This is a genomic window from Escherichia sp. KCJ4928, assembly GCF_004352695.1.
GTDB lineage: Bacteria > Pseudomonadota > Gammaproteobacteria > Enterobacterales > Enterobacteriaceae > ECMA0423.
The window spans coordinates 15,257-40,233 of record NZ_SJWV01000023.1; the positions used below are offsets into that span (position 1 = coordinate 15,257).

Consider the following 24,977-nt stretch of genomic DNA (forward strand, 5'->3'; position numbering starts at 1 on the left):
CCAGCCATCGGCAGGAGGTTAAGACTCTTCCTTACGGTTTCACGTACTCGATAGCATTAACATACCAGCTCGCTTCCCCGGCAGGGGTATTCACCACCGCCAGATCGCCGACTTCTTTTTTCAGCAATGCGCGGGCCATCGGGGAATCGATAGAGATGTAATCTTTACGGCCAAAAATTTCATCGTAGCCGACAATACGGAAACGGTGAGTCACGCCATCGTCGTTTTCAATCTCCACCCACGCGCCAAAAAAGACTTTGCCTTCCTGCTGAGGGGAGTAATCGACGATTTTGAGATTTTCCATGCATTTAGTGAGATAGCGCACGCGACGGTCGATTTCACGCAGACGCTTTTTATTATACTGATAGTCAGCATTTTCGCTGCGGTCGCCCAGACTTGCGGCCCAGGTCACCTTTTTTGTGACCTCCGGGCGTTCTTCACGCCAGAGATAATTAAGCTCTTGTTTGAGTTTTTCATACCCTTCCCGGGTAACCAGGGGCGTTTTCATCTCGTTGATTCCCTTTGTCTGTTTGATAATGCGCACATTGGGTATAACGTGATCATATCAACAGAATCAATAATGTTTCGCCGAATAAATTGTATACTTAAGCTGCTGTTTAATATGCTTTGTAACAATTTAGGCTGAAATTCATACCAGATTTAGCTGGTGACGAACGTGAGCTTTTTTAAGAATACACGCTTACAAATTGTTGCGAACCTTTGGGAGTACAAACAATGCAAGAGAACTACAAGATTCTGGTGGTCGATGACGACATGCGCCTGCGTGCGCTGCTGGAACGTTATCTCACCGAACAAGGCTTCCAGGTTCGAAGCGTCGCTAATGCAGAACAGATGGATCGCCTGCTGACTCGTGAATCTTTCCATCTTATGGTACTGGATTTAATGTTACCTGGTGAAGATGGCTTGTCGATTTGCCGACGTCTTCGTAGTCAGAGCAACCCGATGCCGATCATTATGGTGACGGCGAAAGGGGAAGAAGTGGACCGTATCGTAGGCCTGGAGATTGGCGCTGACGACTACATTCCAAAACCGTTTAACCCGCGTGAACTGCTGGCCCGTATTCGTGCGGTGCTGCGTCGTCAGGCGAACGAACTGCCAGGCGCACCGTCACAGGAAGAGGCGGTAATTGCTTTCGGTAAGTTCAAACTTAACCTCGGTACGCGCGAAATGTTCCGCGAAGATGAGCCGATGCCGCTCACCAGCGGTGAGTTTGCGGTACTGAAGGCACTGGTCAGCCATCCGCGTGAGCCGCTCTCCCGCGATAAGCTGATGAACCTTGCCCGTGGTCGTGAATATTCCGCAATGGAACGCTCCATCGACGTGCAGATTTCGCGTCTGCGCCGCATGGTAGAAGAAGATCCAGCGCATCCGCGTTACATTCAGACCGTTTGGGGCCTGGGCTACGTCTTTGTACCGGACGGCTCTAAAGCATGAGGCGATTGCGCTTCTCGCCACGAAGTTCATTTGCCCGTACGTTATTGCTCATCGTCACCTTGCTGTTCGCCAGCCTGGTGACGACTTATCTGGTGGTGCTGAACTTCGCGATTTTGCCGAGCCTCCAGCAGTTTAATAAAGTCCTCGCGTACGAAGTGCGTATGTTGATGACCGACAAACTGCAACTGGAGGACGGCACGCAGTTGGTTGTGCCTCCCGCTTTCCGTCGGGAGATCTACCGTGAGCTGGGGATCTCTCTCTACTCCAACGAGGCTGCCGAAGAGGCAGGTCTGCGTTGGGCGCAACACTATGAATTCTTAAGCCATCAGATGGCACAGCAACTGGGCGGCCCGACGGAAGTGCGCGTTGAGGTCAACAAAAGTTCGCCTGTCGTCTGGCTGAAAACCTGGCTGTCGCCCAATATCTGGGTACGCGTGCCGCTGACCGAAATTCATCAGGGCGATTTCTCTCCGCTGTTCCGCTATACGCTGGCGATTATGCTATTGGCGATAGGCGGGGCGTGGCTGTTTATTCGTATCCAGAACCGACCGTTGGTCGATCTCGAACACGCAGCCTTGCAGGTTGGTAAAGGGATTATTCCGCCGCCGCTGCGTGAGTATGGCGCTTCGGAGGTGCGTTCCGTTACCCGTGCCTTTAACCATATGGCGGCTGGTGTTAAGCAACTGGCGGATGACCGCACGCTGCTGATGGCGGGGGTAAGTCACGACTTGCGCACGCCGCTGACGCGTATTCGCCTGGCGACTGAGATGATGAGCGAGCAGGATGGCTATCTGGCAGAATCGATCAATAAAGATATCGAAGAGTGCAACGCCATCATTGAGCAGTTTATCGACTACCTGCGCACCGGGCAGGAGATGCCGATGGAAATGGCGGATCTTAATGCAGTACTCGGTGAGGTGATTGCTGCCGAAAGTGGCTATGAGCGGGAAATTGAAACCGCGCTTTACCCCGGCAGCATTGAAGTGAAAATGCACCCGCTGTCGATCAAACGCGCGGTGGCGAATATGGTGGTCAACGCCGCCCGTTATGGCAATGGCTGGATCAAAGTCAGCAGCGGAACGGAGCCGAATCGCGCCTGGTTCCAGGTGGAAGATGACGGTCCGGGAATTGCGCCGGAACAACGTAAGCACCTGTTCCAGCCGTTTGTCCGCGGCGACAGTGCGCGCACCATTAGCGGCACGGGATTAGGGCTGGCAATTGTGCAGCGTATCGTGGATAACCATAACGGGATGCTGGAGCTTGGCACCAGCGAGCGGGGCGGGCTTTCCATTCGCGCCTGGCTGCCAGTGCCGGTAACGCGGGCGCAGGGCACGACAAAAGAAGGGTAAATAAACGGGAGGCGAAGGTGCCTCCCGTTTTGCTTTCTATAAGATACTGGATAGATATTCTCCAGCTTCAAATCATTACAGTTTCGGACCAGCCGCTACCAGCGCGGCACCCGCAGGGGTGTCGGTGTATTTATCGAAGTTGTCGATAAACAGTTTCGCCAGGGTTTCGGCTTTTTCCTGCCACTGTTCCGGAGAAGCGTAGGTGTTACGCGGATCGAGAATCTTCGTGTCTACGCCCGGCAGTTCGGTTGGGATCGCCAGGTTAAACATCGGCAGAGTGAAGGTTTCTGCATTATCCAGCGAACCGTTGAGGATGGCGTCGATAATGGCGCGGGTATCTTTAATCGAGATACGTTTGCCAGTGCCGTTCCAGCCAGTGTTAACCAGATAAGCCTGCGCGCCCGCCGCCTGCATACGTTTCACCAGCACTTCTGCGTACTGAGTCGGGTGCAGCGACAGGAACGCCGCGCCGAAGCAAGCGGAGAAGGTTGGCGTCGGTTCGGTGATGCCACGCTCAGTACCGGCCAGTTTGGCGGTGAAGCCAGAGAGGAAGTGATACTGGGTTTGATCGGCAGTCAGGCGAGAAACCGGCGGCAACACGCCGAAAGCATCAGCAGTCAGGAAGATAACCTTAGTCGCGTGGCCCGCTTTGGAAACCGGCTTAACAATGTTATCGATGTGATAGATCGGATAAGAAACGCGGGTGTTCTCGGTTTTTGAACCATCATCAAAGTCGATAGTGCCATCTTCACGCACGGTGACGTTTTCCAGCAGCGCATCGCGACGGATAGCGTTGTAGATTTCAGGTTCCGCTTCTTTCGACAGCTTGATAGTTTTTGCGTAGCAGCCGCCTTCGAAGTTAAACACGCCGTCATCGTCCCAGCCGTGCTCGTCATCACCAATCAGGCGACGTTTCGGGTCGGTGGAAAGGGTGGTTTTACCGGTGCCGGAAAGGCCGAAGAACACCGCAACATCGCCTTTCTCACCAACGTTGGCGGAGCAGTGCATAGAAGCGATACCTTTCAGCGGCAGCAGGTAGTTCATCATCGAGAACATCCCTTTCTTCATTTCGCCGCCGTACCAGGTGCCGCCAATCAGCTGCATGCGCTCGGTCAGGTTAAACGCCACGAAGTTTTCGGAGTTCAGACCCTGTTCTTTCCACTGCGGGTTAGTGCACTTCGCGCCGTTCATAACGATAAAGTCTGGTTTGAAACCTGCCAGCTCTTCATCGCTCGGGCGAATAAACATGTTTTTGACAAAATGCGCCTGCCAGGCCACTTCGGTGATGAAACGGACGGAAAGACGAGTATCCGGGTTCGCACCACAGAAAGCGTCGACAACGAACAGACGTTTGCCGGAAAGCTGCCTGGTCACCAGGCCTTTCAGATGCTGCCAGGTTTCCGGAGAGAGAGGTTTGTTGTCGTTCTTACCTTTGCCTTTGTCTGCCCACCAGAAAGTATCGCGAGTGGTATCGTCACGGACGATATACTTATCTTTTGGTGAACGACCGGTGAAGATCCCGGTATCGACGGCAACGGCACCCAGATTAGTTAACACCCCGCGCTCATAACCTGTCAGGCTCGGATCGAGCTCTTCCTGATACAGCAGGTCGTAGCTTGGGTTGTAAACGATATCATGTACGTCACTGATACCATAAGCCTCGAGTTCTTGCGGGGTCAAACCATTGTTAACGCGCATTTCACTGCTCCTTAGCCAATATGTATTGCCTGAATAGTAAAGTCTTTTTGGGGGTGTTAACCGCGACAAGGCTCATAGATTTACGTATCTGGAGAAATTCATATTTGACAAAAAACTCCGTGATTCCTGTCACGAAACGGTTGCTATTATCGCAGAAATAGCATTTTAGGTGTGGAAAATGTTCTCAAAAGGTTAAATCTTGGTTTATATGGCGGGAATATTGTGAGTGGAATCGCATTCCTTAATGAAATTGATGCAAATTCAATCGGTAAAGTATCGATTCACCACGCTAACTTTTTTTGATTATTTTCTGAAAAAAGCAAAATACTACTGCCCGGATGCGATAATTAACCCACCTTTTGATTCTGGATAACCAACATGGATAACGTTGAACTTTCACCGGCAACACGCTGGGGGATGATTGCTACCGGATTACTTCAGGGGCTGGTTTGCTACCTGTTGATCGCCTGGCTTGCCGGAAAAAATCACAGTTGGATTGTTTATGGCGTGCCTGCGACCGTTGCGTTTTCATCCGTTTTACTCTTCTCCGTGATCTCTTTTAAACAGAAGCGCCTTTGGGGATGGCTGGCGCTGGTGTTTATTGCCACGCTGGGGATGAGCGGCTGGCTGAAGTGGCAAACTGATGGCATGAACCCCTGGAGAGCTGAAAAGGCGCTTTGGGATTTTGGTTGCTATCTGCTGCTGATGGCAATGTTGTTGCTACCGTGGATACAACAAAGCCTTCGCATCCGCAATGACAGTAGCCGCTATCGCTATTTTTACCAGTCAGTATGGCATAACGTACTTATATTACTGGTGATTTTTCTCGCCAATGGCTTGACGTGGCTGGTGCTTTTACTGTGGAGTGAGTTGTTTAAACTTGTTGGCATCACGTTTTTCAATACGCTCTTTTTTGCAACCGACTGGTTTATTTATCTCACGTTAGGTCTGGTTACCGCGCTGGCGGTGATCCTCGCGCGAACACAGTCACGTTTAATCGACTCTATTCAAAAGTTGTTCACGTTAATCGCCACGGGGTTGCTGCCGTTAGTATCATTGCTAACCCTGATGTTTATCATCACTCTGCCGTTTACGGGCCTGAGCGCGATTTCTCGCCACATCTCCGCCGCCGGGTTGCTGTTAACGCTGGCCTTTTTGCAATTGATCTTAATGGCTATTGTCCGCGATCCGCAAAAAGCGTCACTTCCCTGGACAGGGCCGTTGCGTTGCCTGATTAAAACCGCTTTGCTGGTTGCTCCGCTGTATGTGTTCGTCGCCGCCTGGGCGTTATGGCTGCGGGTCGCTCAGTACGGCTGGACTGTCGACCGCTTGCAGGGCGTGCTGGCGGTGCTGGTGTTACTGGTGTGGTCGCTGGGGTATTTTGTCAGCATCGTCTGGCGTAAAGGGCAAAATCCCGTTGTTCTTCAGGGCAAAGTGAACCTTGCGGTTTCGTTATTGGTGTTGGTGATACTGGTGCTTCTTAATTCGCCGGTGCTGGACAGTATGCGTATTAGCGTGAACAGTCATATGGCGCGTTATCAGAGCGGCAAAAACACGCCAGACCAGGTAACTATCTACATGCTCGAACAGAGCGGTCGCTATGGACGTGCGGCGCTTGAGTCGCTGAAAAGCGATGCCGGGTTTATGAAAGACCCGAAACGCGCGCGGGATCTGCTGATGGCGTTAGATGGAGAGCAACATCTTCAGCAACAGGTATCGGAAAAAGTATTAGCCGATAATGTGTTAATTGCCCCTGGTTCTGTTAAACCGGATGCGACATTCTGGTCGGCCTTAATCCAGGATCGCTATAACGTGATGACCTGTATTGAAAAAGACGCCTGCGTCCTGGTCGAGCAAGATCTGAATAGTGATGGTCAGGCGGAGCGGATCCTGTTTGCTTTTAATGATGACAGAGTCATTGTCTATGGCTTTGACTCAGACAGAAAAGAATGGGACGCGCTTGATATGAGTTTACTTCCGAACGAAATAACGAAAGAAAAATTACTCACAGCTGCGAAGGATGGAAAACTGGGGACGAAGCCTAAAGCGTGGCGCGATCTGACGGTAGATGGTGAAACGCTGGAAATAAACTTAAGTAAGTGACAACGCTTTTATCGGATACGACGCTGTATCTGACCAACAATAATTTGCGATTTATTTCATAGGCCTGGTAAGCGCAGCACATCAGGCCATTACGTCGTAAAATCCGGCAGAGCCCTCTCTGCCGGACATACTCATTAATGAACTTGCGGATCTGCCGGAGACGCGTTGTTGCGGATTTCAGCAATATCCATCGCATTGAACAGATAGTGGTTACCGCAGTAATCACAATGCATGTCAATTTCGCCATCTTCCGCCAGGATGCTATCGACTTCTTCATCAGGCAGCGTTTTCAGCGCGTCGGCGCAACGTTCACGCGAGCAGGTGCATTTGAACTCCACATCCTGCGGATCGTAAACCGTCACCTCTTCTTCGTGATACAAACGCCACAACACTTCGTTTGCCGGTAAGGTCAGCAGTTCTTCGGTTTTGATGGTTTCGGTTAGCGTCGCCAGGTGGTCAAAGTCGTCCTGCTGGGCATTTTGCGCAGGCATTACCTGCAACAACATACCGCCTGCAGCCGGTTTGCCGTCTACGTCGCCGGTGCGAATAAACAGGCGCGTCGGCAGCTGTTCAGAACGCATAAAGTAATCTTCCAGGCAGGCCGCCAGGGTATCACCTTCCAGACCAACCACGCCCTGATAGCGTTCGCCTTCGCTCGGGGTAATGGTGATCACCACGTAACCATTGCCGACCAGCGTTTTCAGGTCGGCATTTTCTGGAATTTCGCCCTGCACGCGCGCCACACCGCGCATTTGCTGGTTATTGTTACCGTTAATAACCGCCAGATTCATCGGACCGTCGCCTTGCAGCTGTACGGTGATATCACCATCAAACTTCAGCGTAGCGGTTAACAGGCTGGTCGCAACCAGCAGTTCTGCCAGCACGTTTTTAACGGGCTGCGGATAATCGTGATTCTCAAGGATCTGTTGCAGGGTTTCCGAAACGGTTACCAGTTCGCCGCGCACGGCAAAGTTTTCAAACAGATAGCGATGTAATTGGTCATGTTGCGGCATAATCATCTCTCTTGCAGGTGACAGTTATTCACTGTCGCCGTGTTTAAATCGTAACAGGTCGCGGCGCTCTTTTTTGTCCGGGCGTCGGTCCGGGTGCGGCATGGTTAAGGCATTAAGTTTACGTGCCAGCGCCATTTTTTCGCGTTTCTCTACACTTTCCGCAGTCTCTTCATACAGCAAGGCTGCCTCGCTGGCGGGGCGACGCTGTTCAGTAATCGCCTTTACAATCACCGTGCGTTCGTCATTTCCCTGGCGCAGAGTGAGCGTGGCATTCAGCTCGACGATTTTGCTCGGCTTGCTGCGCTGCCCGTTGTAATGCACCTTACCGCCTTCAATCATTTCACGGGCCAGCGCGCGGGTTTTATAAAAACGGGCAGCCCATAGCCATTTATCCAGTCGAACCTCAACAGCAGGTTTTTCTTTCATGGCGTCTCCTTCACATTAGCGAGGGGATCAGGCGGCGGTAGTCATTCAGTGACGGATGGCGTTGATACTGTTTCTCGGCAATCCCGGAATCAGGATTAGTCACGCCGAGGCAGTAACGAATACCAAATTGCGCGGCAGCATCGAGAATCGCTTCGCTGTCATCAATAAACAGCGTTCTTTCAGCTTTCAGACCCGTAGCTTCGGCCACCGCATGCCATAACCGCTGATCCTCTTTCGGATAACCAAATGTGTGGGTGGAAAGTAATAAATCAAGGTGTGCGTCCAGACCGGTATGCTCAAGTTTTACCGCCAGGTTGTGCGGATGCGCATTGGTGAGCAAAATTCGCTGCTTACCGCTGGCTTTCAGTGCCTCAAGAAACGGAATGGTATCTTCACGCAGTACGGCACGCGGTCCCATCTCGGTGGTCATCGCACAGATATCCAGACCCAGTTGCTCACTCCAGTAATCAAGACAGTACCAGTTTAGCGTATGCTGTACGTCGTGATATTGCTGGCGCATATATTCCATCGCTTCCTGTGGCGTAACCCCGTTTTTCGCGCCCCATGTTTCAGGCACCAGCTTTTGCCAGAAATAGTTATCGAAGGCGAGGTCGAGCAATGTGCCGTCCATATCCAGCAGAACGGTATCTACGTCCTGCCAGGCAATGTTGATATGCATGAGGGAAATCTCCAGAGTGAAGCAATTTGCGCGACAGGGTAGCATAACCTGCCGCGCAAACGTGTTATTCGATAAGGCTTTCTGAAGGGGTGATCAGTTGCGGGTTCAGGCAGCTTTCATAATAGGCCTGAATCTCCATCATGCGAGTGCGATGACGCTGGTAACGACGCCAGGCCTGTACGCCATTGTAAATGGCGCTACCCAGCATCGTCAGTAGCAGCAATGTGGTGCTGAGATAGCGCCACAGGCCGGAACGATCCGGGATCGGATGAAGGCCAATATGCTGCGTACCATTGGCGTCAGTGAAGATTTTTGTGACGATACCTTCGGCGTTAAACGGCGTATGCATCAGCATTTGTGCCAGTTTCTGGAAAGCGTTCCACTGTTCTTGCGGCGGGTAGTCGTAAAGTGATGCCGAAGGCCAGGGCTGATCAACAAAATCGCTGCCTTCGTCGCTGACAATCAGGAATCCGCCGGGGGCCGGACTGTTTAGTGATTGTGCCGCTCGCGCCGTTTCATGCGTGATAAACGGCGCGGTGGAGGTTGCCACCAGGTTATCCAGCGATTCCGCACTCACCGGGCGTAATAACACATTCACGCCATCGAGCTTCCCGGCGTTGGCGCGTTTTACCAGCGCGTCCCAGTCTTTACTGTTGCCGAGATTGACCAGCGCATTTTTCAGTCGCACACAGTCATCTTTGGCAGAACATAAATCCGCTGTCTTCAGTACAATGTCGCCAAAATCATCAAGCAATACCATGCCGGATTTTTGAATCGCTGAACGTAATGAGGCACTGACGCGAGATTCATCTTCCGGTTTAGGGTGCAGCTGGCGATTAACTGCTTCAGTCAATGCCGTCGCTTTGTTGACCAGTTCAGATTCTGGTAATGGTAATGAGCGGGCGTCATTCCAGATGATCTGCGAGCAGTCAAACGGTAAAAAAGGTGAATTGGTTTTCGCGCTCCAGGTTCCGGAAGTGCGAATATTACACATTCCCGTACCGCTAATACGCAATGTATCGCCTACCCGCACGCCAGCGTCAGCCAGTTGTTTTACGCTGGTGGCTTCAATGGTCTGCGCGCCTTTCATCCATGAGAGAGTGAATTTCAGCGGCATATCCAGCGGGATCCAGAATAACAGCATAAACAGCACCAGCAGCGAGCCCGCAGCGATAATCGTACTGCGCAGCCAGTGCTGTAACGGAAAGTTTTTTACTTCATCATGCAGCGAAAGATATCGCCCCTGACGCACTACGTGGCGGTCGAGATAGATATCAATATCGGTTTGTTGACCGAGATCCTGAGCAATGTATGGCTGCCAGTGTGCGGGATAGACCAGGTCGATAATACCGAGTGAAATATTGTTGATCTGTTCCTGATCGTTTTCGCCAAACAATCCCCAACGACGGGGTGTACCGCGCAGACAATGAATTTCTCGCAGGGAGGATTTTGCCGGGGGCGCGAATAGCCCCCACAGACCTGCGCCCAGCAGCAGTAATGCGCCGCCTGCCAGCCACGGAACAAATACATCCGGGGTAATCAGGCAGAAAAAGAACATCAGGAAGGAGGCGACGATCAGCAACGCTTCACGCAGCCCGCGCGGACGACTCAGCGCATATTCTTCATGCGTTTCTTTGCGAATATTGAGTAGCTCGATTTGCTCACTCTCTTCCCCGCGAATCGACGCCTGCGTGGATGGAACAGGTTGCAAGGCATAGCCGCGCGTTTCCTGCATGTACTCCTGCAGCGTATGACCGTTGAGTGAAATAACCAGCGGCAGCGAATCGGTATGAATCAGTTCAACGGTATTCTCATCGTTGATGTATTGTTCCCAGAAAGGGGGCAGGTGGACTTCTACCGAATCGAGGTAGTAACGCCATTTATTCGGATCGTCGGTAGAGATGCCGTAACGCGTGATAGCGTGTGTCAGCATCATGACGTTGTTGCTTTCGGCATTCAGCGCCAGAGAGATCGGTGCCGCGCTGGCTCCCGTTGGGCCAGGCACCTGTAATACCTGCGTCAGGCTCTCAAGATAATTTTCAACGGCGCTACGTTCTTCAGGTGTGAGTTTACGCGTTTGCGCATCCGCGAAGGCGTTGGTCCAGGGCAGCTGACGCCGTCTGGATCGCACTTTTATCAGCCATCCCGCAAGTAGTGAGCAGGCCAGCAAAGCAGCTAAAAAAATCACAATGGTGCTCATGCTTTCCCCATCTTACTTAGTCTGTCAGGCGTGGTCAGTCGCACCGGACACAATACATGATTCTGCGGTTGGCTATCGGCAAGCGTGGAGTTTAACTTGAGCATCATTAAGCACATCACAGTAACCGCTGATCATAGCAAACCCTCTGAAGGCGGAATATCAGCAAATTCCTGGAGTTATTTCAACCTATTGACTTTTAATTTGATTTGAGGACGATTATTTATTAAGTTACATAAATGTAAATAACATGCAATTCACATTGCCGAAAGCGTGTCCGATATCGCACAATAACCGCTGATTTCACAGCATAGATCCCACGATGAGCAAATCATTACAAAAACCCACCATTCTGAATGTTGAAACTGTAGCCCGTTCCCGACTGTTTACCGTCGAGAGCGTGGATCTGGAGTTCAGCAATGGCGTGCGGCGTGTTTATGAACGAATGCGTCCAACCAACCGGGAAGCAGTGATGATTGTGCCGATTGTGGACGATCACCTGATCCTGATCCGCGAATACGCAGTGGGAACTGAATCCTACGAATTAGGTTTTTCGAAAGGATTAATTGATCCGGGTGAAAGCGTCTACGAAGCCGCTAACCGCGAGCTAAAAGAAGAGGTTGGATTTGGTGCGAACGATCTGACTTTTTTGAAGAAGCTCAGCATGGCACCGTCTTATTTTTCCAGCAAAATGAATATCGTGGTAGCGCAAGATCTCTACCCGGAATCGCTGGAAGGCGATGAGCCAGAGCCGCTACCACAGGTGCGCTGGCCGCTGGCGCATATGATGGATTTGCTGGAAGACCCTGACTTCAACGAAGCGCGTAATGTCAGCGCGCTGTTCCTCGTGCGCGAATGGTTGAAAGGGCAGGGGCGAGTGTAAATGCGTGAAGTTTGCCTGATGCACAACGCTTATCAGGCTTATGGGGTTCCTGCAATATATTGATTTTTCACGATTTTGTTAGCCGGATAACGCGTTCACCCGCATCCGGCATAAACAAATGCACTTTGTCAGCCAACTGAAAAGGCGCCGAAGCGCCTTTTTAATCAGAACAATTCCTGTGCCTCACCATTATCGATAATGGTCGTTCCCACCTCGTGCACCGCCTGTTGTGTCGGCTGCGTACCTTCGATGAAATACTCTTCGCGGCTGTTGCCACCATTAGCTAACTGCCCGGTGCTGCGATCGATATTCACCGTCACAATACCCGGAGGCGGCGTCAGCGGCTGCTCCGGCACACCTTCAAGAACGGCTTTCATATAAGCGTCCCATGCAGGCTGGGCACTCTTGGCACCGCCTTCGTAACCTGAGATCTGATCTTTAATCGCTCCGGAAGCCGTTGTATGACCGAGATTACGACGGTGATCATCAAAGCCAATCCAGACCGAGGTCACAACGCCCGGACCGTAACCCGAGAACCATGCATCTTTCGAACTGTTAGTGGTACCGGTTTTCCCGCCGATATCGCGACGCTGCAAATCACGACCTGCACGCCAGCCAGTACCCTGCCAGCCTGGCTCACCAAAGATATTGGTGTTCAAAGCACTCTTAATCAGGAATGCCAGCGGAGTGTTGATGACGTGCGGTGCGTACTCCTGCGCGCCAGTCTTCGCCACTAACGCCTGATTTGCCTGCTCCAGCTGCGGCATTGGTACAGAAACATTCTGCTGCTCGCGGGAGATAGCGACATCTTCAACATCGTTATTTTCCAGCACGTTCGATTTCTGCGTATCACCGTAAATCACCGGAATATCGCATTCCGGGCAGGCTACTTTCGGTTTCGCTTCGAAAATCACGCCGCCCTGATCGTTTTCAATTTTGCTGATAAACCACGGGTCCACCAGGAAGCCGCCGTTCGCCATGACCGCGTAGCCGCGCGCCACCTGCATTGGGGTGAAGGACGCTGAACCCAGCGCCAGCGATTCGGTGTGGACAATGTTTTGCGCCGGGAAGCCGAAGCGTTGCAGATATTCTGCAGCGTAGTCGACGCCCATCGCCCGCATTGCGCGTACCATCACCACGTTTTTCGACTGACCCAGCCCCTGACGTAAGCGAATTGGACCAGCATACTGCGGTGGTGAGTTCTTCGGCTGCCAGTCAGAACCGGCACCTGCATCCCAGCGAGAAATTGGCACATCGTTCAACATACTTGCCAGCGTCAGACCTTTATCCATCGCCGCGGTGTAGAGGAACGGTTTGATGTTGGAACCCACCTGACGCAGTGCCTGGGTGGCGCGGTTAAACTTGCTCTGATTGAAATCAAAGCCACCGACCAGCGCCATAACGGCACCGTTTTGCGGATTGATCGACACCAGCGCCGAGTTCACTTCCGGCACTTGTGCCAGCCACCATGCATCGCCAACCTGACGAACCCAGATTTGCTGACCCGTTTGCAGAACATCGGTCACTTTACGCGGCGTCGGTCCTTGCTGAGTATCCGAACGGTAAGGACGCGCCCAGCGAACGCCTTCCATACTCAATGCGACGGTCGACCCGTCCGCCAGCATCGCCGTCGCTTGCTGAGGATTGGCGCTGGTGACTGCGGCAGGCAGCAGCGGACCATAGGTTGGCAGCGCCTTCAGCGTATCGGTAATCTTGTTGTTATCCCACGCCGACTCGCCCACTTTCCACAGCACATTTGCCGGGCCGCGATAGCCGTGGCGCATGTCGTAGTCCAGCACGTTATTACGTACCGCCTGCTGTGCGGCCTGCTGCACTTTGCGGGTGATGGTGGTGTAAATGCGATAACCGTCTTCATAGGCACTTTCGCCATAACGGTTATACATCTCCTGGCGCACCATTTCGCTCAGGTACGGCGCAGAGAAAGCAATCTCCGGCGCGTGATAGTTAGCGTTAATCGCCTCAGTGCGTGTCTGATCGAACTGTTGTTGGGTGATATACCCTTCATCCAGCATCCGCGACAGTACGACGTTACGCCGCGCGACGGCACGATCCATTGAGTAGAGCGGATTAAAGGTGGAAGGCGCTTTCGGCAGCCCGGCGATCACAGCCATTTCGTTCAGCGTCAGTTGGTCGACCGTTTTACCGAAATAGACTTGTGCCGCAGCACCGACACCATAGGCGCGGTAACCGAGGTAAATCTTGTTCAGATAAAGCTCGAGGATCTCGTCTTTCGTCAGCAACTGTTCAATGCGAATCGCGAGGAAGACTTCCTTAATCTTACGCATCAGCGTGCGTTCTGGACTGAGGAAGAAGTTTCTCGCCAGCTGCTGGGTAATGGTACTCGCCCCTTGTGACGCGTGGCCGGAGAACAGCGCCACGCTTGCCGCACGGAAGATCCCCACCGGGTCAACGCCGTGATGCTCGTAGAAGCGGCTGTCTTCCGTCGCGATAAAGGCTTTCACCATCTCCGGTGGGATTTGATCCAACGTAACCGGAATACGACGTTTCTCACCGTATTGAGCAATCAGCTCGCCATCGGCGCTGTAAATCTGCATCGGAATTTGCAGGCGAACATCTTTTAATGTCGCCACATCCGGCAGTTGTGGCTCGATGTAGCGGTATAGGCCATAAATCGAGCCTGCTCCCAGCAGAATGCAACAGACTGCAAGGATCAAAAAATACTTTACGAACTTCACTGGAAATTTCCCATTTAGTTTCATTTGGGCAGTTTATAAACAAACGCGCGGTAGTATAAAGGCAAGCCAGACGCATTGATATACCCGTCAGAGTGACGGGTGATAAGGAGATCATCACAATGGCATTTAAGATCTGGCAAATTGGTTTGCATTTACAACAGCAAGAAGCGGTAGCGGTTGCGATCGTGCGGGGAGCAAAAGAATGCTTTTTGCAACGCTGGTGGCGGTTGCCGCTGGAGAACGACATTATCAAAGATGGGCGGATTGTTGATGCGCAGCAGCTGGCTAAAACGTTGTTACCTTGGAGTCGCGAACTGCCGCAGCGTCATCACATTATGTTGGCGTTTCCCGCCAGTCGCACATTACAGCGGTCATTTCCGCGCCCGTCGATGTCCCTTGGTGAGCGGGAGCAAACGGCCTGGCTGTCAGGGACGATGGCCCGCGAGCTGGATATGGATCCGGACTCCCTGCGCTTCGATTATAGCGAAGACTCACTCAGCCCCGCTTATAACGTGACTGCCGCGCAAAGCAAAGAGCTGGCAACGCTGCTTACTCTGGCAGAAAGGTTGCGTGTTCATGTTAGTGCGATCACCCCGGATGCCAGTGCATTACAGCGATTCCTGCCTTTTTTACCTTCTCATCAGCAATGTCTGGCCTGGCGTGATAACGAACAGTGGCTGTGGGCGACACGCTATCGCTGGGGGCGCAAACTGGCGGTGGGGATGACTAGCGCGAAGGAGCTGGCGGCAGCGTTATCCGTTGATCCCGAAAGCGTCGCGATATGTGGCGAAGGGGGATTTGATCCCTGGGAGGCCGTTTCTGTTCGTCAGCCGCCGCTACCGCCGTCAGGTGGAGACTTTGCCATCGCGCTGGGGCTGGCGCTTGGGAAGGCGTACTGATGAACCCGCCAATTAATTTTTTGCCCTGGCGACAGCAACGCCGGACCGCTTTTCTGCGTTTCTGGTTGCTGATGTTCGTTGCGCCTCTGCTGCTGGCCGTCGGGATAACGCTAATACTGCGTCTGACAGGCAGCGCCGAAGCGCGCATAGACGCAGTTTTGCTTCAGGCGGAACAACAACTCGCCCGCAGCTTACAGATAACGAAGCCACGTTTGCTGGAGCAACAGCAGTTACGCGAACAGCGTTCGCAACGGCAGCGCCAGCGACAATTTACCCGCGACTGGCAATCTGCGCTGGAAGCACTGGCGGCGCTTTTACCCGAGCACGCCTGGCTGACAACGATAAGCTGGCAGCAGGGAACGCTGGAGATCAAGGGGCTGACAACAAGCATTACCGCGTTAAACGCACTAGAAACGTCACTCCGCCAGGATGCGTCTTTTCATCTCAATCAGCGGGGAGCCACGCAGCAGGATGCGCAGGGACGCTGGCAATTTGAGTATCAGTTAACAAGGAAGGTTAGCGATGAACATGTTCTTTGACTGGTGGTTCGCCACATCACCCCGCCTCCGCCAGCTTTGCTGGGCAGTCTGGTTGCTGATGTTAGTTACGCTCATTTTTCTATCATCGACACACCATGAAGAGCGCGACGCATTAATTCGACTACGGGCAAGTCATCACCAGCAGTGGGCCGCACTGTATCGCCTGGTAGACACCACTCCCTTCAGCGAGGAAAAAACGCTGCCCTTTTCGCCTCTGGATTTTCAGTTATCCGGCGCGCAACTGGTTTCCTGGCATCCATCCGCGCAGGGAGGTGAGTTGGCGTTGAAAACGCTGTGGGAAGCAGTGCCGTCGGCATTTACACGGCTGGCAGAGCGCAACGTCAGCGTGAGCCGTTTTTCGTTAAGCGTGGAAGGTGATGATCTTTTGTTCACGCTACAACTGGAGACGCCGCATGAGGGTTAAACGCTGGTTGTTGGCAGGTATTGCATTGTGCCTTTTAACCGGTATGCGTGACCCTTTTAAACCGCCGGAAGATCTATGCCGGATTAGCGAACTTAGCCAGTGGCGCTATCAGGGGATGGTAGGGCGAGGCGAGCGCATCATCGGTGTAATAAAAGACGGGCAAAAGAAATGGCGACGGGTGCAGCAAAACGATGTGCTGGAAAACGGCTGGACAATTTTACAGCTGACGCCAGACGCACTAACGCTGGGAACCGGGACAAACTGCGAACCGCCACAATGGTTGTGGCAACGGCAAGGAGATACAAATGAAGCAATGGATAGCCGCACTACTGTTGATGCTGATACCCGGCGTACAGGCGGCAAAGCCGCAAAAAGTGACGCTGATGGTGGATGACGTTCCGGTAGCTCAGGTGTTGCAGGCGCTGGCTGAACAGGAGAAGTTGAACCTGGTCGTGTCGCCAGACGTCAGCGGTACGGTGTCGTTACATCTAACAGATGTTCCCTGGAAGCAGGCACTACAAACTGTAGTGAAAAGCGCCGGACTGATAACGCGGCAGGAAGACAACATTCTCTCAGTGCATTCCATTGCCTGGCAGAATAACAATATCGCCCGCCAGGAGGCGGAGCAGGCGCGGGCGCAGGCAAATCTGCCGCTGGAAAATCGCAGTATAACCCTGCAATACGCCGACGCGGGAGAACTGGCGAAAGCGGGGGAGAAGCTACTGAGTGCCAAAGGGAGTATGACCGTCGATAAACGCACCAATCGCCTTTTGCTACGAGATAACAAAACGGCGTTAAGCGCGCTTGAACAGTGGGTAGCGCAAATGGATCTGCCGGTCGGGCAGGTTGAGCTGTCGGCGCATATTGTCACCATTAATGAAAAAAGTTTGCGTGAGTTAGGCGTGAAATGGACGCTGGCCGATGCGCAACACGCTGGTGGCGTTGGGCAAGTCACCACGCTTGGTAGCGACCTCTCCGTAGCGACGGCGACAACGCATGTCGGTTTTAACATTGGGCGCATCAACGGACGCTTGCTGGATCTTGAGCTTTCTGCGCTCGAACAAAAACAGCAGCTGGATATTATCGCCAGTCCGCGTCTGCTGGCCTCACATCTTCAGCCTGCCAGCATTAAACAGGGGAGCGAAATTCCATATCAGGTTTCCAGCGGGGAAAGTGGCGCGACGTCGGTGGAATTTAAAGAGGCCGTCCTGGGGATGGAGGTCACGCCCACGGTGTTACAAAAAGGTCGCATCCGGCTGAAATTACACATCAGCCAGAACGTTCCGGGGCAGGTGCTACAGCAGGCCGATGGCGAAGTGCTGGCGATTGATAAGCAGGAGATCGAAACGCAGGTCGAGGTCAAAAGCGGAGAAACGTTGGCGCTGGGCGGCATTTTTACCCGTAAAAATAAATCGGGTCAGGATAGCGTACCGTTGCTTGGCGACATTCCCTGGTTCGGGCAATTATTTCGTCATGACGGAAAAGAAGATGAACGACGCGAGTTAGTGGTGTTTATCACGCCACGACTGGTTTCCAGTGAGTAAACAGCCGTAAAAGCGGTAATGTTTTTATGCTGAACGTGTTTCATCTATTTGACGCGCGCAGGTATTTAGCATACAAGGAGTACCGATTTGAGAGTTGGTGCTCTTCGCTGCCTGCGTTCCATGATGATGATTTATCATTCAGGCGGCATTTTGCTGTCTTTTTTACGCTAATCTTACCCGGTGATTTATCGCCAGAGCGGTGGTAGCAAGGCAGCGCGCTTGCAGCGACCAGATATGCAGGGGGATGGGTGATTTATTCAGTTGCCAAACCCGCTGGAGTATTGAGATAATTTTCAGTCTGACTCTCGCAATATCTTATGAGGTTTCAGTTCATGTCCTGCGGCGCTCTCTGAGCGAAGCGGGTTTATCATTAACGAATAGTCTTAGTAGTACCGAAAAAATGGCAGAGAAACGCAATATCTTTCTGGTTGGGCCTATGGGTGCCGGAAAAAGCACTATTGGGCGCCAGTTAGCTCAACAACTCAATATGGAATTTTACGATTCCGATCAAGAGATTGAGAAACGAACCGGAGCTGATGTGGGCTGGGTTTTCGATTTAGAAGGCGAAGAAGGCTTCCGCGATCGCGAAGAAAAGGTCATCAATGAGTTGACCGAGAAACAGGGTATTGTGCTGGCTACTGGCGGCGGCTCTGTGAAATCCCGTGAAACGCGTAACCGTCTTTCCGCTCGTGGCGTTGTCGTTTATCTTGAAACGACCATCGAAAAGCAACTTGCACGCACGCAGCGTGATAAAAAACGCCCGTTGCTGCACGTTGAAACACCGCCGCGTGAAGTTCTGGAAGCGTTGGCCAATGAACGCAATCCGCTGTATGAAGAGATTGCCGACGTGACCATTCGTACTGATGATCAAAGCGCTAAAGTGGTTGCAAACCAGATTATTCACATGCTGGAAAGCAACTAATTCTGGCTTTATATACACTCGTCTGCGGGTACAGTAATTAAGGTGGATGTCGCGTTATGGAGAGGATTGTCGTTACTCTCGGGGAACGTAGTTACCCAATTACCATCGCATCTGGTTTGTTTAATGAACCAGCTTCATTCTTACCGCTGAAATCGGGCGAGCAGGTCATGTTGGTCACCAACGAAACCCTGGCTCCTCTGTATCTCGATAAGGTCCGCGGCGTACTTGAACAGGCGGGTGTTAACGTCGATAGCGTTATCCTCCCTGACGGCGAGCAGTATAAAAGCCTGGCTGTACTCGATACCGTCTTTACGGCGTTGTTACAAAAGCCGCATGGTCGCGATACTACGCTGGTGGCGCTTGGCGGCGGCGTAGTGGGCGATCTGACCGGCTTCGCGGCGGCGAGTTATCAGCGCGGTGTTCGTTTCATTCAAGTCCCGACGACGTTACTGTCGCAGGTCGATTCCTCCGTTGGCGGCAAAACTGCGGTCAACCATCCCCTCGGTAAAAACATGATTGGCGCGTTCTACCAGCCTGCTTCAGTGGTGGTGGATCTCGACTGTCTGAAAACGCTTCCCCCGCGTGAGTTAGCGTCGGGGCTGGCAGAAGTCATCAAATACGGCATTATTCTTGACGGTGCGTTTTTTAACTGGCTGGAAGAGAATCTGGATGCGTTGTTGCGTCTGGACGGTCCGGCAATGGCGTACTGTATTCGCCGTTGTTGTGAACTGAAGGCAGAAGTTGTCGCCGCCGACGAGCGCGAAACCGGGTTACGTGCTTTACTGAATCTGGGACACACCTTTGGTCATGCCATTGAAGCTGAAATGGGGTATGGCAATTGGTTACATGGTGAAGCGGTCGCTGCGGGTATGGTGATGGCGGCGCGGACGTCGGAACGTCTCGGGCAGTTTAGTTCTGCCGAAACGCAGCGTATTATAACCCTGCTCACGCGGGCTGGGTTACCGGTCAATGGGCCGCGCGAAATGTCCGCGCAGGCGTATTTACCGCATATGCTGCGTGACAAGAAAGTCCTTGCGGGAGAGATGCGCTTAATTCTTCCGTTGGCAATTGGTAAGAGTGAAGTTCGCAGCGGCGTTTCGCACGAGCTTGTTCTTAACGCCATTGCCGATTGTCAATCAGCGTAACAACAAGAAAGGTCAGGCCGCTTATCAAGCGGTCTATTAGCTTCAGGTTAATTGCAACGTGGTAAGCATTAACCTTTTAGTGGGGTGTTAAATGGATGAATTCAAACCAGAAGACGAGCTGAAACCCGATCCCAGCGATCGTCGTACTGGTCGTTCTCGTCAATCTTCTGAACGTTCTGAGCGTACTGAACGTGGCGAACCGCAGATCAATTTTGATGATATTGAACTTGATGACACTGACGATCGCCGTCCGACTCGTGCGCAAAAAGAGCGCAATGAGGAACCGGAAATCGAAGAAGAAATTGACGAATCCGAAGATGAAACCGTGGATGAAGAGCGCGTAGAGCGTCGTCCGCGTAAGCGCAAAAAAGCAGCCAGTAAACCCGCTTCTCGTCAGTATATGATGATGGGCGTCGGCATTCTGGTTCTACTGCTGTTGATCATCGGTATCGGTTCTGCGCTAAAAGCCCCCTCGACCACTTCCAGCGATCAAACCGCGTCTGGCGAGAAGAGTATTGATCTTGCTGGCAATGCGACCGATCAGGCGAATGGGGTGCAGCCAGCGCCGGGAACCACGTCTGCGGAAAATACTCAGCAGGATGTTTCTCTGCCGCCGATCTCTTCTACGCCGACTCAAGGGCAAACCCCGGCGGCAACGGATGGTCAACAACGTGTTGAAGTGCAGGGTGACCTGAACAATGCGCTGACCCAGCCACAAAATCAGCAACCGCTGAACAATGTGGCGGTCAATTCCACGTTGCCGACTGAACCCGCGACTGTCGCGCCTGTTCGCAATGGCAATGCATCGCGTGACACGGCGAAAACGCAAACCGCTGAACGTCCGGCCACTACACGCCCAGCTCGTCAGCAGGCGGTGATTGAACCGAAAAAACCGCAAGCAACCGTGAAAACGGAGCCGAAGCCGGTAGCACAGACGCCGAAACGTACTGAACCAGTTGCTCCTGTGGCGAGCACGAAGGCACCGGCTGCGACTTCTGCGCCAGCACCAAAAGAGACGGCGACTACGGCTCCAGTACAGACGGCATCCCCGGCGCAAACCACGGCAACACCAGCCGCTGGAGGGAAGACCGCAGGTAATGTTGGTTCGTTGAAATCGGCACCGTCCAGCCATTACACTCTGCAGCTGAGCAGTTCCTCTAACTACGACAACCTGAACGGTTGGGCGAAGAAAGAGAATCTGAAAAACTACGTTGTCTATGAAACGACGCGTAATGGTCAGCCGTGGTATGTCCTGGTTTCTGGCGTGTACGCTTCGAAAGAAGAGGCGAAAAAAGCGGTATCTACATTGCCAGCAGATGTTCAGGCCAAAAACCCGTGGGCGAAACCGCTGCGTCAGGTACAGGCCGATCTGAAGTAATCAAGGTTATCTCCCGCAATGGGTTATCGTTGCGGGAGTTGCCTGAAGCGCTGGATGCTGTCGGAGCTTTCTCCACAGCCGGAGAAGGTGTAATTAGTTAGTCAGCATGAAGAAAAATCGCGCTTTTTTGAAGTGGGCAGGGGGCAAGTATCCCCTGCTTGATGATATTAAACGGCATTTGCCCAAGGGCGAATGTCTGGTTGAGCCTTTTGTAGGTGCCGGGTCGGTGTTTCTCAACACCGACTTTTCTCGTTATATCCTTGCCGATATCAATAGCGACCTGATCAGTCTCTATAACATTGTGAAGATGCGTACTGATGAGTACGTACAGGCCGCACGCGAGCTGTTTGTTCCCGAAACAAATTGCGCCGAGGTCTACTATCAGTTCCGCGAAGAGTTCAACAAAAGCCAGGATCCGTTCCGTCGGGCGGTACTGTTTTTATATTTGAACCGCTACGGTTACAACGGCCTGTGTCGTTACAATCTGCGCGGTGAGTTTAACGTGCCGTTTGGCCGCTACAAAAAACCCTATTTCCCGGAAGCAGAGTTGTATCACTTCGCTGAAAAAGCGCAGAATGCCTTTTTCTATTGTGAGTCTTACGCCGATAGCATGGCGCGCGCAGATGATGCATCCGTCGTCTATTGCGATCCGCCTTATGCACCGCTGTCTGCGACCGCCAACTTTACGGCGTATCACACAAACAGTTTTACGCTTGAACAACAAGCGCATCTGGCGGAGATCGCCGAAGGTCTGGTTGAGCGCCATATTCCAGTGCTGATCTCCAATCACGATACGATGTTAACGCGTGAGTGGTATCAGCGCGCAAAATTGCATGTCGTCAAAGTTCGACGCAGTATAAGCAGCAACGGCGGCACACGTAAAAAGGTGGACGAACTGCTGGCTTTGTACAAACCAGGAGTCGTTTCACCCGCGAAAAAATAATTCTCAAGGAGAAGCGGATGAAACAGTATTTGATTGCCCCCTCAATTCTGTCGGCTGATTTTGCCCGCCTGGGTGAAGATACCGCAAAAGCCCTGGCAGCTGGCGCTGATGTCGTGCATTTTGACGTCATGGATAACCACTATGTTCCCAATCTGACGATTGGGCCAATGGTGCTGAAATCCTTGCGTAACTATGGCATTACCGCCCCTATCGACGTACATCTGATGGTGAAACCCGTCGATCGCATTGTGCCTGATTTCGCTGCCGCTGGTGCCAGCATCATTACCTTTCATCCAGAAGCCTCCGAGCATGTTGACCGCACGCTGCAACTGATTAAAGAAAATGGCTGTAAAGCGGGACTGGTATTTAACCCGGCGACACCGCTGAGCTATCTGGATTACGTGATGGATAAGCTGGATGTGATCCTGCTGATGTCCGTCAATCCTGGTTTCGGCGGTCAGTCTTTCATTCCTCAAACACTGGATAAACTGCGCGAAGTACGTCGCCGTATCGACGAGTCTGGCTTTGACATTCGTCTGGAAGTGGACGGTGGCGTGAAGGTGAACAACATTGGCGAAATCGCTGCGGCGGGCGCGGATATGTTCGTCGCCGGTTCGGCAATCTTCGACCAGCCAGACTACAAAAAAGTCATTGATGAAATGCGCAGTGAACTGGCAAAGGTAAGTCATGAATAAGTTTGAAGATATTCGCGGCGTCGCTTTTGATCTTGATGGTACGCTGGTCGACAGTGCTCCCGGTCTTGCTGCTGCGGTAGATATGGCGCTGTATGCGCTGGAGTTGCCCATCGCAGGTGAAGAACGCGTTATTACCTGGATTGGTAACGGCGCAGATGTTCTGATGGAGCGCGCATTGACCTGGGCGCGTCAGGAACGTGCGACTCTGCGTAAAACAATGGGTAAACCGCCCGTTGATGACGACATTCCGGCAGAAGAACAGGTACGTATTCTGCGTAAACTGTTCGATCGCTACTATAGCGAGGTTGCCGAAGAGGGGACGTTTTTGTTCCCGCACGTTGCCGATACGTTGGGCGCGTTGCAGGCTAAAGGCCTGCCGCTAGGCCTGGTCACCAACAAACCGACGCCGTTCGTCGCGCCGCTGCTCGAAGCCTTAGATATTGCCAAATACTTTAGCGTGGTTATCGGCGGCGATGATGTGCAAAACAAAAAACCGCATCCGGACCCGCTGTTACTGGTGGCTGAGCGGATGGGAATTGCCCCACAACAGATGCTGTTTGTCGGCGACTCACGCAATGATATTCAGGCGGCAAAAGCGGCAGGTTGCCCATCAGTTGGCTTAACCTACGGATATAACTACGGCGAGGCTATCGATCTCAGCCAGCCTGATGTAATTTATCAGTCTATAAATGACCTTCTGCCCGCATTAGGGCTTCCGCATAGCGAAAATCAGGAATCGAAAAATGACTAAGCCCATCGTTTTTAGTGGCGCACAGCCCTCAGGTGAATTGACCATTGGTAACTACATGGGTGCGCTGCGTCAGTGGGTAAACATGCAGGATGACTACCATTGCATTTACTGTATCGTTGACCAACACGCGATCACCGTGCGCCAGGATGCACAGAAGCTGCGTAAAGCGACGCTGGATACGCTGGCCTTGTATCTGGCTTGTGGTATCGATCCTGAGAAAAGCACCATTTTTGTTCAGTCCCACGTACCAGAACATGCGCAGTTAGGCTGGGCACTGAACTGCTATACCTACTTCGGCGAACTGAGCCGCATGACCCAGTTTAAAGATAAATCTGCGCGTTATGCCGAGAACATCAACGCTGGTCTGTTTGACTATCCGGTGCTGATGGCTGCGGACATCCTGCTGTATCAAACTAATCTGGTACCGGTGGGTGAAGACCAGAAACAGCACCTGGAACTGAGTCGCGATATCGCCCAGCGTTTCAACGCGCTGTATGGCGAGATCTTTAAGGTGCCGGAGCCGTTTATTCCGAAATCTGGCGCGCGCGTAATGTCGCTGCTGGAGCCGACCAAGAAGATGTCCAAGTCTGACGATAACCGCAATAACGTTATCGGCCTGCTGGAAGATCCGAAATCGGTAGTGAAGAAAATCAAACGCGCGGTCACTGATTCTGACGAGCCGCCGGTAGTTCGCTACGATGTGCAGAACAAAGCGGGCGTTTCCAACCTGCTGGATATCCTTTCTGCGGTAACGGGCCAGAGCATTCCAGAACTGGAAAAACAGTTCGAAGGCAAGATGTATGGTCATCTGAAAGGTGAAGTGGCTGATGCCGTTTCCGGTATGCTGACTGAATTGCAGGAACGCTATCACCGTTTCCGCAACGATGAAGCCTTCCTGCAACAGGTGATGAAAGACGGCGCAGAAAAAGCCAGTGTACACGCTTCCCGTACGCTGAAAGCGGTGTACGAAGCGATTGGTTTTGTGGCGAAGCCGTAATATCAAAACGCTCGGACGGTCCCCTCGCCCCTTTGGGGAGAGGGTTAGGGTGAGGGGAGCAGGCAAGCGCCAGTGGGAATTACCCTTTGCTCGCATTGTCGAATAAATCACTTCGTCATCACTCTGAAACCGGGGAAACCCGGTTTTTTTATCCTCATTTGCAATAATCCGAAAAAATGTGAAGCGCCTCGCCGTTTCCACATCTCACAGTTGCCACTTA

Annotated in this window: 23 protein-coding genes; 16 read left to right on the forward strand and 7 right to left on the reverse strand. The window is 52.5% G+C overall.

The features are described from left to right. Positions 1-31: 31 nt before the first annotated feature. Positions 32-508, reverse strand: a complete 477-nt coding sequence (greB, locus tag E0D98_RS05875) for a transcription elongation factor GreB (protein ID WP_000856744.1) — start codon at positions 506-508, stop codon at positions 32-34. A gap of 227 nt (positions 509-735) precedes the next feature. Here greB and ompR point away from each other — a divergent pair, with 227 nt between their 5' ends. After that, a complete protein-coding gene (gene ompR, locus E0D98_RS05880; protein WP_001157751.1) occupies positions 736-1,455 on the forward strand; it encodes a two-component system response regulator OmpR in 720 nt (239 codons plus the stop codon). After that, complete coding sequence (gene envZ / locus E0D98_RS05885; protein ID WP_001253696.1) at positions 1,452-2,804, forward strand: two-component system sensor histidine kinase EnvZ; 1,353 nt, start codon at positions 1,452-1,454, stop codon at positions 2,802-2,804. The genes ompR and envZ overlap by 4 nt, the downstream gene beginning before the upstream one ends. A gap of 75 nt (positions 2,805-2,879) precedes the next feature. Here envZ and pckA read toward each other — a convergent pair whose 3' ends face one another. Then, complete coding sequence (gene pckA, locus E0D98_RS05890) at positions 2,880-4,502, reverse strand: phosphoenolpyruvate carboxykinase (ATP) (RefSeq protein ID WP_001265681.1); 1,623 nt, start codon at positions 4,500-4,502, stop codon at positions 2,880-2,882. Positions 4,503-4,880: 378 nt separating this feature from the next. Here pckA and E0D98_RS05895 point away from each other — a divergent pair, with 378 nt between their 5' ends. Then, the gene (locus E0D98_RS05895) at positions 4,881-6,605 is read left to right on the forward strand and encodes a DUF4153 domain-containing protein (protein ID WP_047086967.1); all 1,725 of its coding nucleotides are present in this window, start codon (positions 4,881-4,883) and stop codon (positions 6,603-6,605) included. Between the two features lie 134 nt (positions 6,606-6,739). On the opposite strand, the gene hslO is transcribed toward E0D98_RS05895, so the two are convergent. The 4 genes from hslO to igaA all read right to left on the reverse strand — a co-directional run bounded on the left by hslO (position 6,740) and on the right by igaA (position 10,923). Further along, positions 6,740-7,618, reverse strand: coding sequence for an Hsp33 family molecular chaperone HslO (gene hslO / locus E0D98_RS05900; RefSeq protein WP_001135574.1), 879 nt, complete (start codon positions 7,616-7,618; stop codon positions 6,740-6,742). A 24-nt stretch (positions 7,619-7,642) separates the two neighbouring features. Further along, entirely contained in the window at positions 7,643-8,044 is a 402-nt protein-coding gene (hslR, locus tag E0D98_RS05905) for a ribosome-associated heat shock protein Hsp15 (protein WP_000660483.1), read from the reverse strand. Between the two features lie 10 nt (positions 8,045-8,054). Continuing rightward, positions 8,055-8,723, reverse strand: coding sequence for a GMP/IMP nucleotidase (gene yrfG / locus E0D98_RS05910; RefSeq protein ID WP_001295168.1), 669 nt, complete (start codon positions 8,721-8,723; stop codon positions 8,055-8,057). A 64-nt stretch (positions 8,724-8,787) separates the two neighbouring features. Beyond that, positions 8,788-10,923, reverse strand: a complete 2,136-nt coding sequence (igaA, locus tag E0D98_RS05915) for an intracellular growth attenuator protein IgaA (RefSeq protein WP_000104521.1) — start codon at positions 10,921-10,923, stop codon at positions 8,788-8,790. Positions 10,924-11,242: 319 nt separating this feature from the next. Here igaA and nudE point away from each other — a divergent pair, with 319 nt between their 5' ends. After that, positions 11,243-11,803 (forward strand): ADP compounds hydrolase NudE, encoded by a 561-nt coding sequence (gene nudE, locus E0D98_RS05920; protein ID WP_000045744.1) that lies wholly within the window; start codon positions 11,243-11,245, stop codon positions 11,801-11,803. Between the two features lie 164 nt (positions 11,804-11,967). Here nudE and mrcA read toward each other — a convergent pair whose 3' ends face one another. Further along, complete coding sequence (mrcA, locus tag E0D98_RS05925) at positions 11,968-14,520, reverse strand: peptidoglycan glycosyltransferase/peptidoglycan DD-transpeptidase MrcA (RefSeq protein ID WP_000673804.1); 2,553 nt, start codon at positions 14,518-14,520, stop codon at positions 11,968-11,970. A gap of 119 nt (positions 14,521-14,639) precedes the next feature. Between mrcA and hofM the strand changes: the two genes are divergently transcribed. The 12 genes from hofM to trpS all read left to right on the forward strand — a co-directional run bounded on the left by hofM (position 14,640) and on the right by trpS (position 24,757). Then, positions 14,640-15,419, forward strand: coding sequence for a DNA utilization protein HofM (gene hofM / locus E0D98_RS05930; protein ID WP_001297394.1), 780 nt, complete (start codon positions 14,640-14,642; stop codon positions 15,417-15,419). Beyond that, a complete protein-coding gene (gene hofN, locus E0D98_RS05935; RefSeq protein ID WP_001069315.1) occupies positions 15,419-15,958 on the forward strand; it encodes a DNA utilization protein HofN in 540 nt (179 codons plus the stop codon). Before hofM ends, hofN begins: the two co-directional genes overlap by 1 nt. Further along, a complete protein-coding gene (hofO, locus tag E0D98_RS05940) occupies positions 15,942-16,382 on the forward strand; it encodes a DNA utilization protein HofO (RefSeq protein WP_001055763.1) in 441 nt (146 codons plus the stop codon). The genes hofN and hofO overlap by 17 nt, the downstream gene beginning before the upstream one ends. Next, positions 16,372-16,776, forward strand: coding sequence for a DNA utilization protein HofP (gene hofP, locus E0D98_RS05945; RefSeq protein WP_001264139.1), 405 nt, complete (start codon positions 16,372-16,374; stop codon positions 16,774-16,776). Before hofO ends, hofP begins: the two co-directional genes overlap by 11 nt. After that, positions 16,688-17,926 carry a DNA uptake porin HofQ gene (gene hofQ / locus E0D98_RS05950; RefSeq protein WP_000815968.1) on the forward strand — a complete coding sequence of 413 codons (1,239 nt, stop codon included), beginning with the start codon at positions 16,688-16,690 and terminating at the stop codon, positions 17,924-17,926. Before hofP ends, hofQ begins: the two co-directional genes overlap by 89 nt. 400 nt (positions 17,927-18,326) lie before the next feature. After that, positions 18,327-18,848: a shikimate kinase AroK gene (aroK, locus tag E0D98_RS05955; RefSeq protein WP_000818618.1), complete on the forward strand. Its 522-nt coding sequence runs from the start codon at positions 18,327-18,329 to the stop codon at positions 18,846-18,848. A gap of 56 nt (positions 18,849-18,904) precedes the next feature. Next, positions 18,905-19,993 (forward strand): 3-dehydroquinate synthase, encoded by a 1,089-nt coding sequence (gene aroB, locus E0D98_RS05960; protein ID WP_000439850.1) that lies wholly within the window; start codon positions 18,905-18,907, stop codon positions 19,991-19,993. 91 nt (positions 19,994-20,084) lie between these two features. Next, entirely contained in the window at positions 20,085-21,371 is a 1,287-nt protein-coding gene (damX, locus tag E0D98_RS05965; RefSeq protein ID WP_000343209.1) for a cell division protein DamX, read from the forward strand. 106 nt (positions 21,372-21,477) lie between these two features. Next, on the forward strand, positions 21,478-22,314 hold the full coding sequence (gene dam / locus E0D98_RS05970) for an adenine-specific DNA-methyltransferase (RefSeq protein WP_000742143.1): 837 nt from the start codon (positions 21,478-21,480) through the stop codon (positions 22,312-22,314). Between the two features lie 17 nt (positions 22,315-22,331). Further along, positions 22,332-23,009: a ribulose-phosphate 3-epimerase gene (rpe, locus tag E0D98_RS05975; protein WP_000816280.1), complete on the forward strand. Its 678-nt coding sequence runs from the start codon at positions 22,332-22,334 to the stop codon at positions 23,007-23,009. Continuing rightward, positions 23,002-23,760, forward strand: coding sequence for a phosphoglycolate phosphatase (gene gph / locus E0D98_RS05980; protein WP_001031706.1), 759 nt, complete (start codon positions 23,002-23,004; stop codon positions 23,758-23,760). Before rpe ends, gph begins: the two co-directional genes overlap by 8 nt. After that, positions 23,753-24,757, forward strand: coding sequence for a tryptophan--tRNA ligase (trpS, locus tag E0D98_RS05985; RefSeq protein WP_000165553.1), 1,005 nt, complete (start codon positions 23,753-23,755; stop codon positions 24,755-24,757). The genes gph and trpS overlap by 8 nt, the downstream gene beginning before the upstream one ends. The last annotated feature ends 220 nt before the right edge of the window (positions 24,758-24,977 follow it).

Coding starts and splice junctions, on each gene's coding strand:
- greB (WP_000856744.1), bottom strand. CDS start 508: ATGAAAACGCCCCTGGTTACCCGGGAAGGGTATGAAAAACTCAAACAA.
- ompR (WP_001157751.1), top strand. CDS start 736: ATGCAAGAGAACTACAAGATTCTGGTGGTCGATGACGACATGCGCCTG.
- envZ (WP_001253696.1), top strand. CDS start 1,452: ATGAGGCGATTGCGCTTCTCGCCACGAAGTTCATTTGCCCGTACGTTA.
- pckA (WP_001265681.1), bottom strand. CDS start 4,502: ATGCGCGTTAACAATGGTTTGACCCCGCAAGAACTCGAGGCTTATGGT.
- E0D98_RS05895 (WP_047086967.1), top strand. CDS start 4,881: ATGGATAACGTTGAACTTTCACCGGCAACACGCTGGGGGATGATTGCT.
- hslO (WP_001135574.1), bottom strand. CDS start 7,618: ATGCCGCAACATGACCAATTACATCGCTATCTGTTTGAAAACTTTGCC.
- hslR (WP_000660483.1), bottom strand. CDS start 8,044: ATGAAAGAAAAACCTGCTGTTGAGGTTCGACTGGATAAATGGCTATGG.
- yrfG (WP_001295168.1), bottom strand. CDS start 8,723: ATGCATATCAACATTGCCTGGCAGGACGTAGATACCGTTCTGCTGGAT.
- igaA (WP_000104521.1), bottom strand. CDS start 10,923: ATGAGCACCATTGTGATTTTTTTAGCTGCTTTGCTGGCCTGCTCACTA.
- nudE (WP_000045744.1), top strand. CDS start 11,243: ATGAGCAAATCATTACAAAAACCCACCATTCTGAATGTTGAAACTGTA.
- hofM (WP_001297394.1), top strand. CDS start 14,640: ATGGCATTTAAGATCTGGCAAATTGGTTTGCATTTACAACAGCAAGAA.
- hofN (WP_001069315.1), top strand. CDS start 15,419: ATGAACCCGCCAATTAATTTTTTGCCCTGGCGACAGCAACGCCGGACC.
- hofO (WP_001055763.1), top strand. CDS start 15,942: ATGAACATGTTCTTTGACTGGTGGTTCGCCACATCACCCCGCCTCCGC.
- hofP (WP_001264139.1), top strand. CDS start 16,372: ATGAGGGTTAAACGCTGGTTGTTGGCAGGTATTGCATTGTGCCTTTTA.
- hofQ (WP_000815968.1), top strand. CDS start 16,688: ATGAAGCAATGGATAGCCGCACTACTGTTGATGCTGATACCCGGCGTA.
- aroK (WP_000818618.1), top strand. CDS start 18,327: ATGGCAGAGAAACGCAATATCTTTCTGGTTGGGCCTATGGGTGCCGGA.
- aroB (WP_000439850.1), top strand. CDS start 18,905: ATGGAGAGGATTGTCGTTACTCTCGGGGAACGTAGTTACCCAATTACC.
- damX (WP_000343209.1), top strand. CDS start 20,085: ATGGATGAATTCAAACCAGAAGACGAGCTGAAACCCGATCCCAGCGAT.
- dam (WP_000742143.1), top strand. CDS start 21,478: ATGAAGAAAAATCGCGCTTTTTTGAAGTGGGCAGGGGGCAAGTATCCC.
- rpe (WP_000816280.1), top strand. CDS start 22,332: ATGAAACAGTATTTGATTGCCCCCTCAATTCTGTCGGCTGATTTTGCC.
- gph (WP_001031706.1), top strand. CDS start 23,002: ATGAATAAGTTTGAAGATATTCGCGGCGTCGCTTTTGATCTTGATGGT.
- trpS (WP_000165553.1), top strand. CDS start 23,753: ATGACTAAGCCCATCGTTTTTAGTGGCGCACAGCCCTCAGGTGAATTG.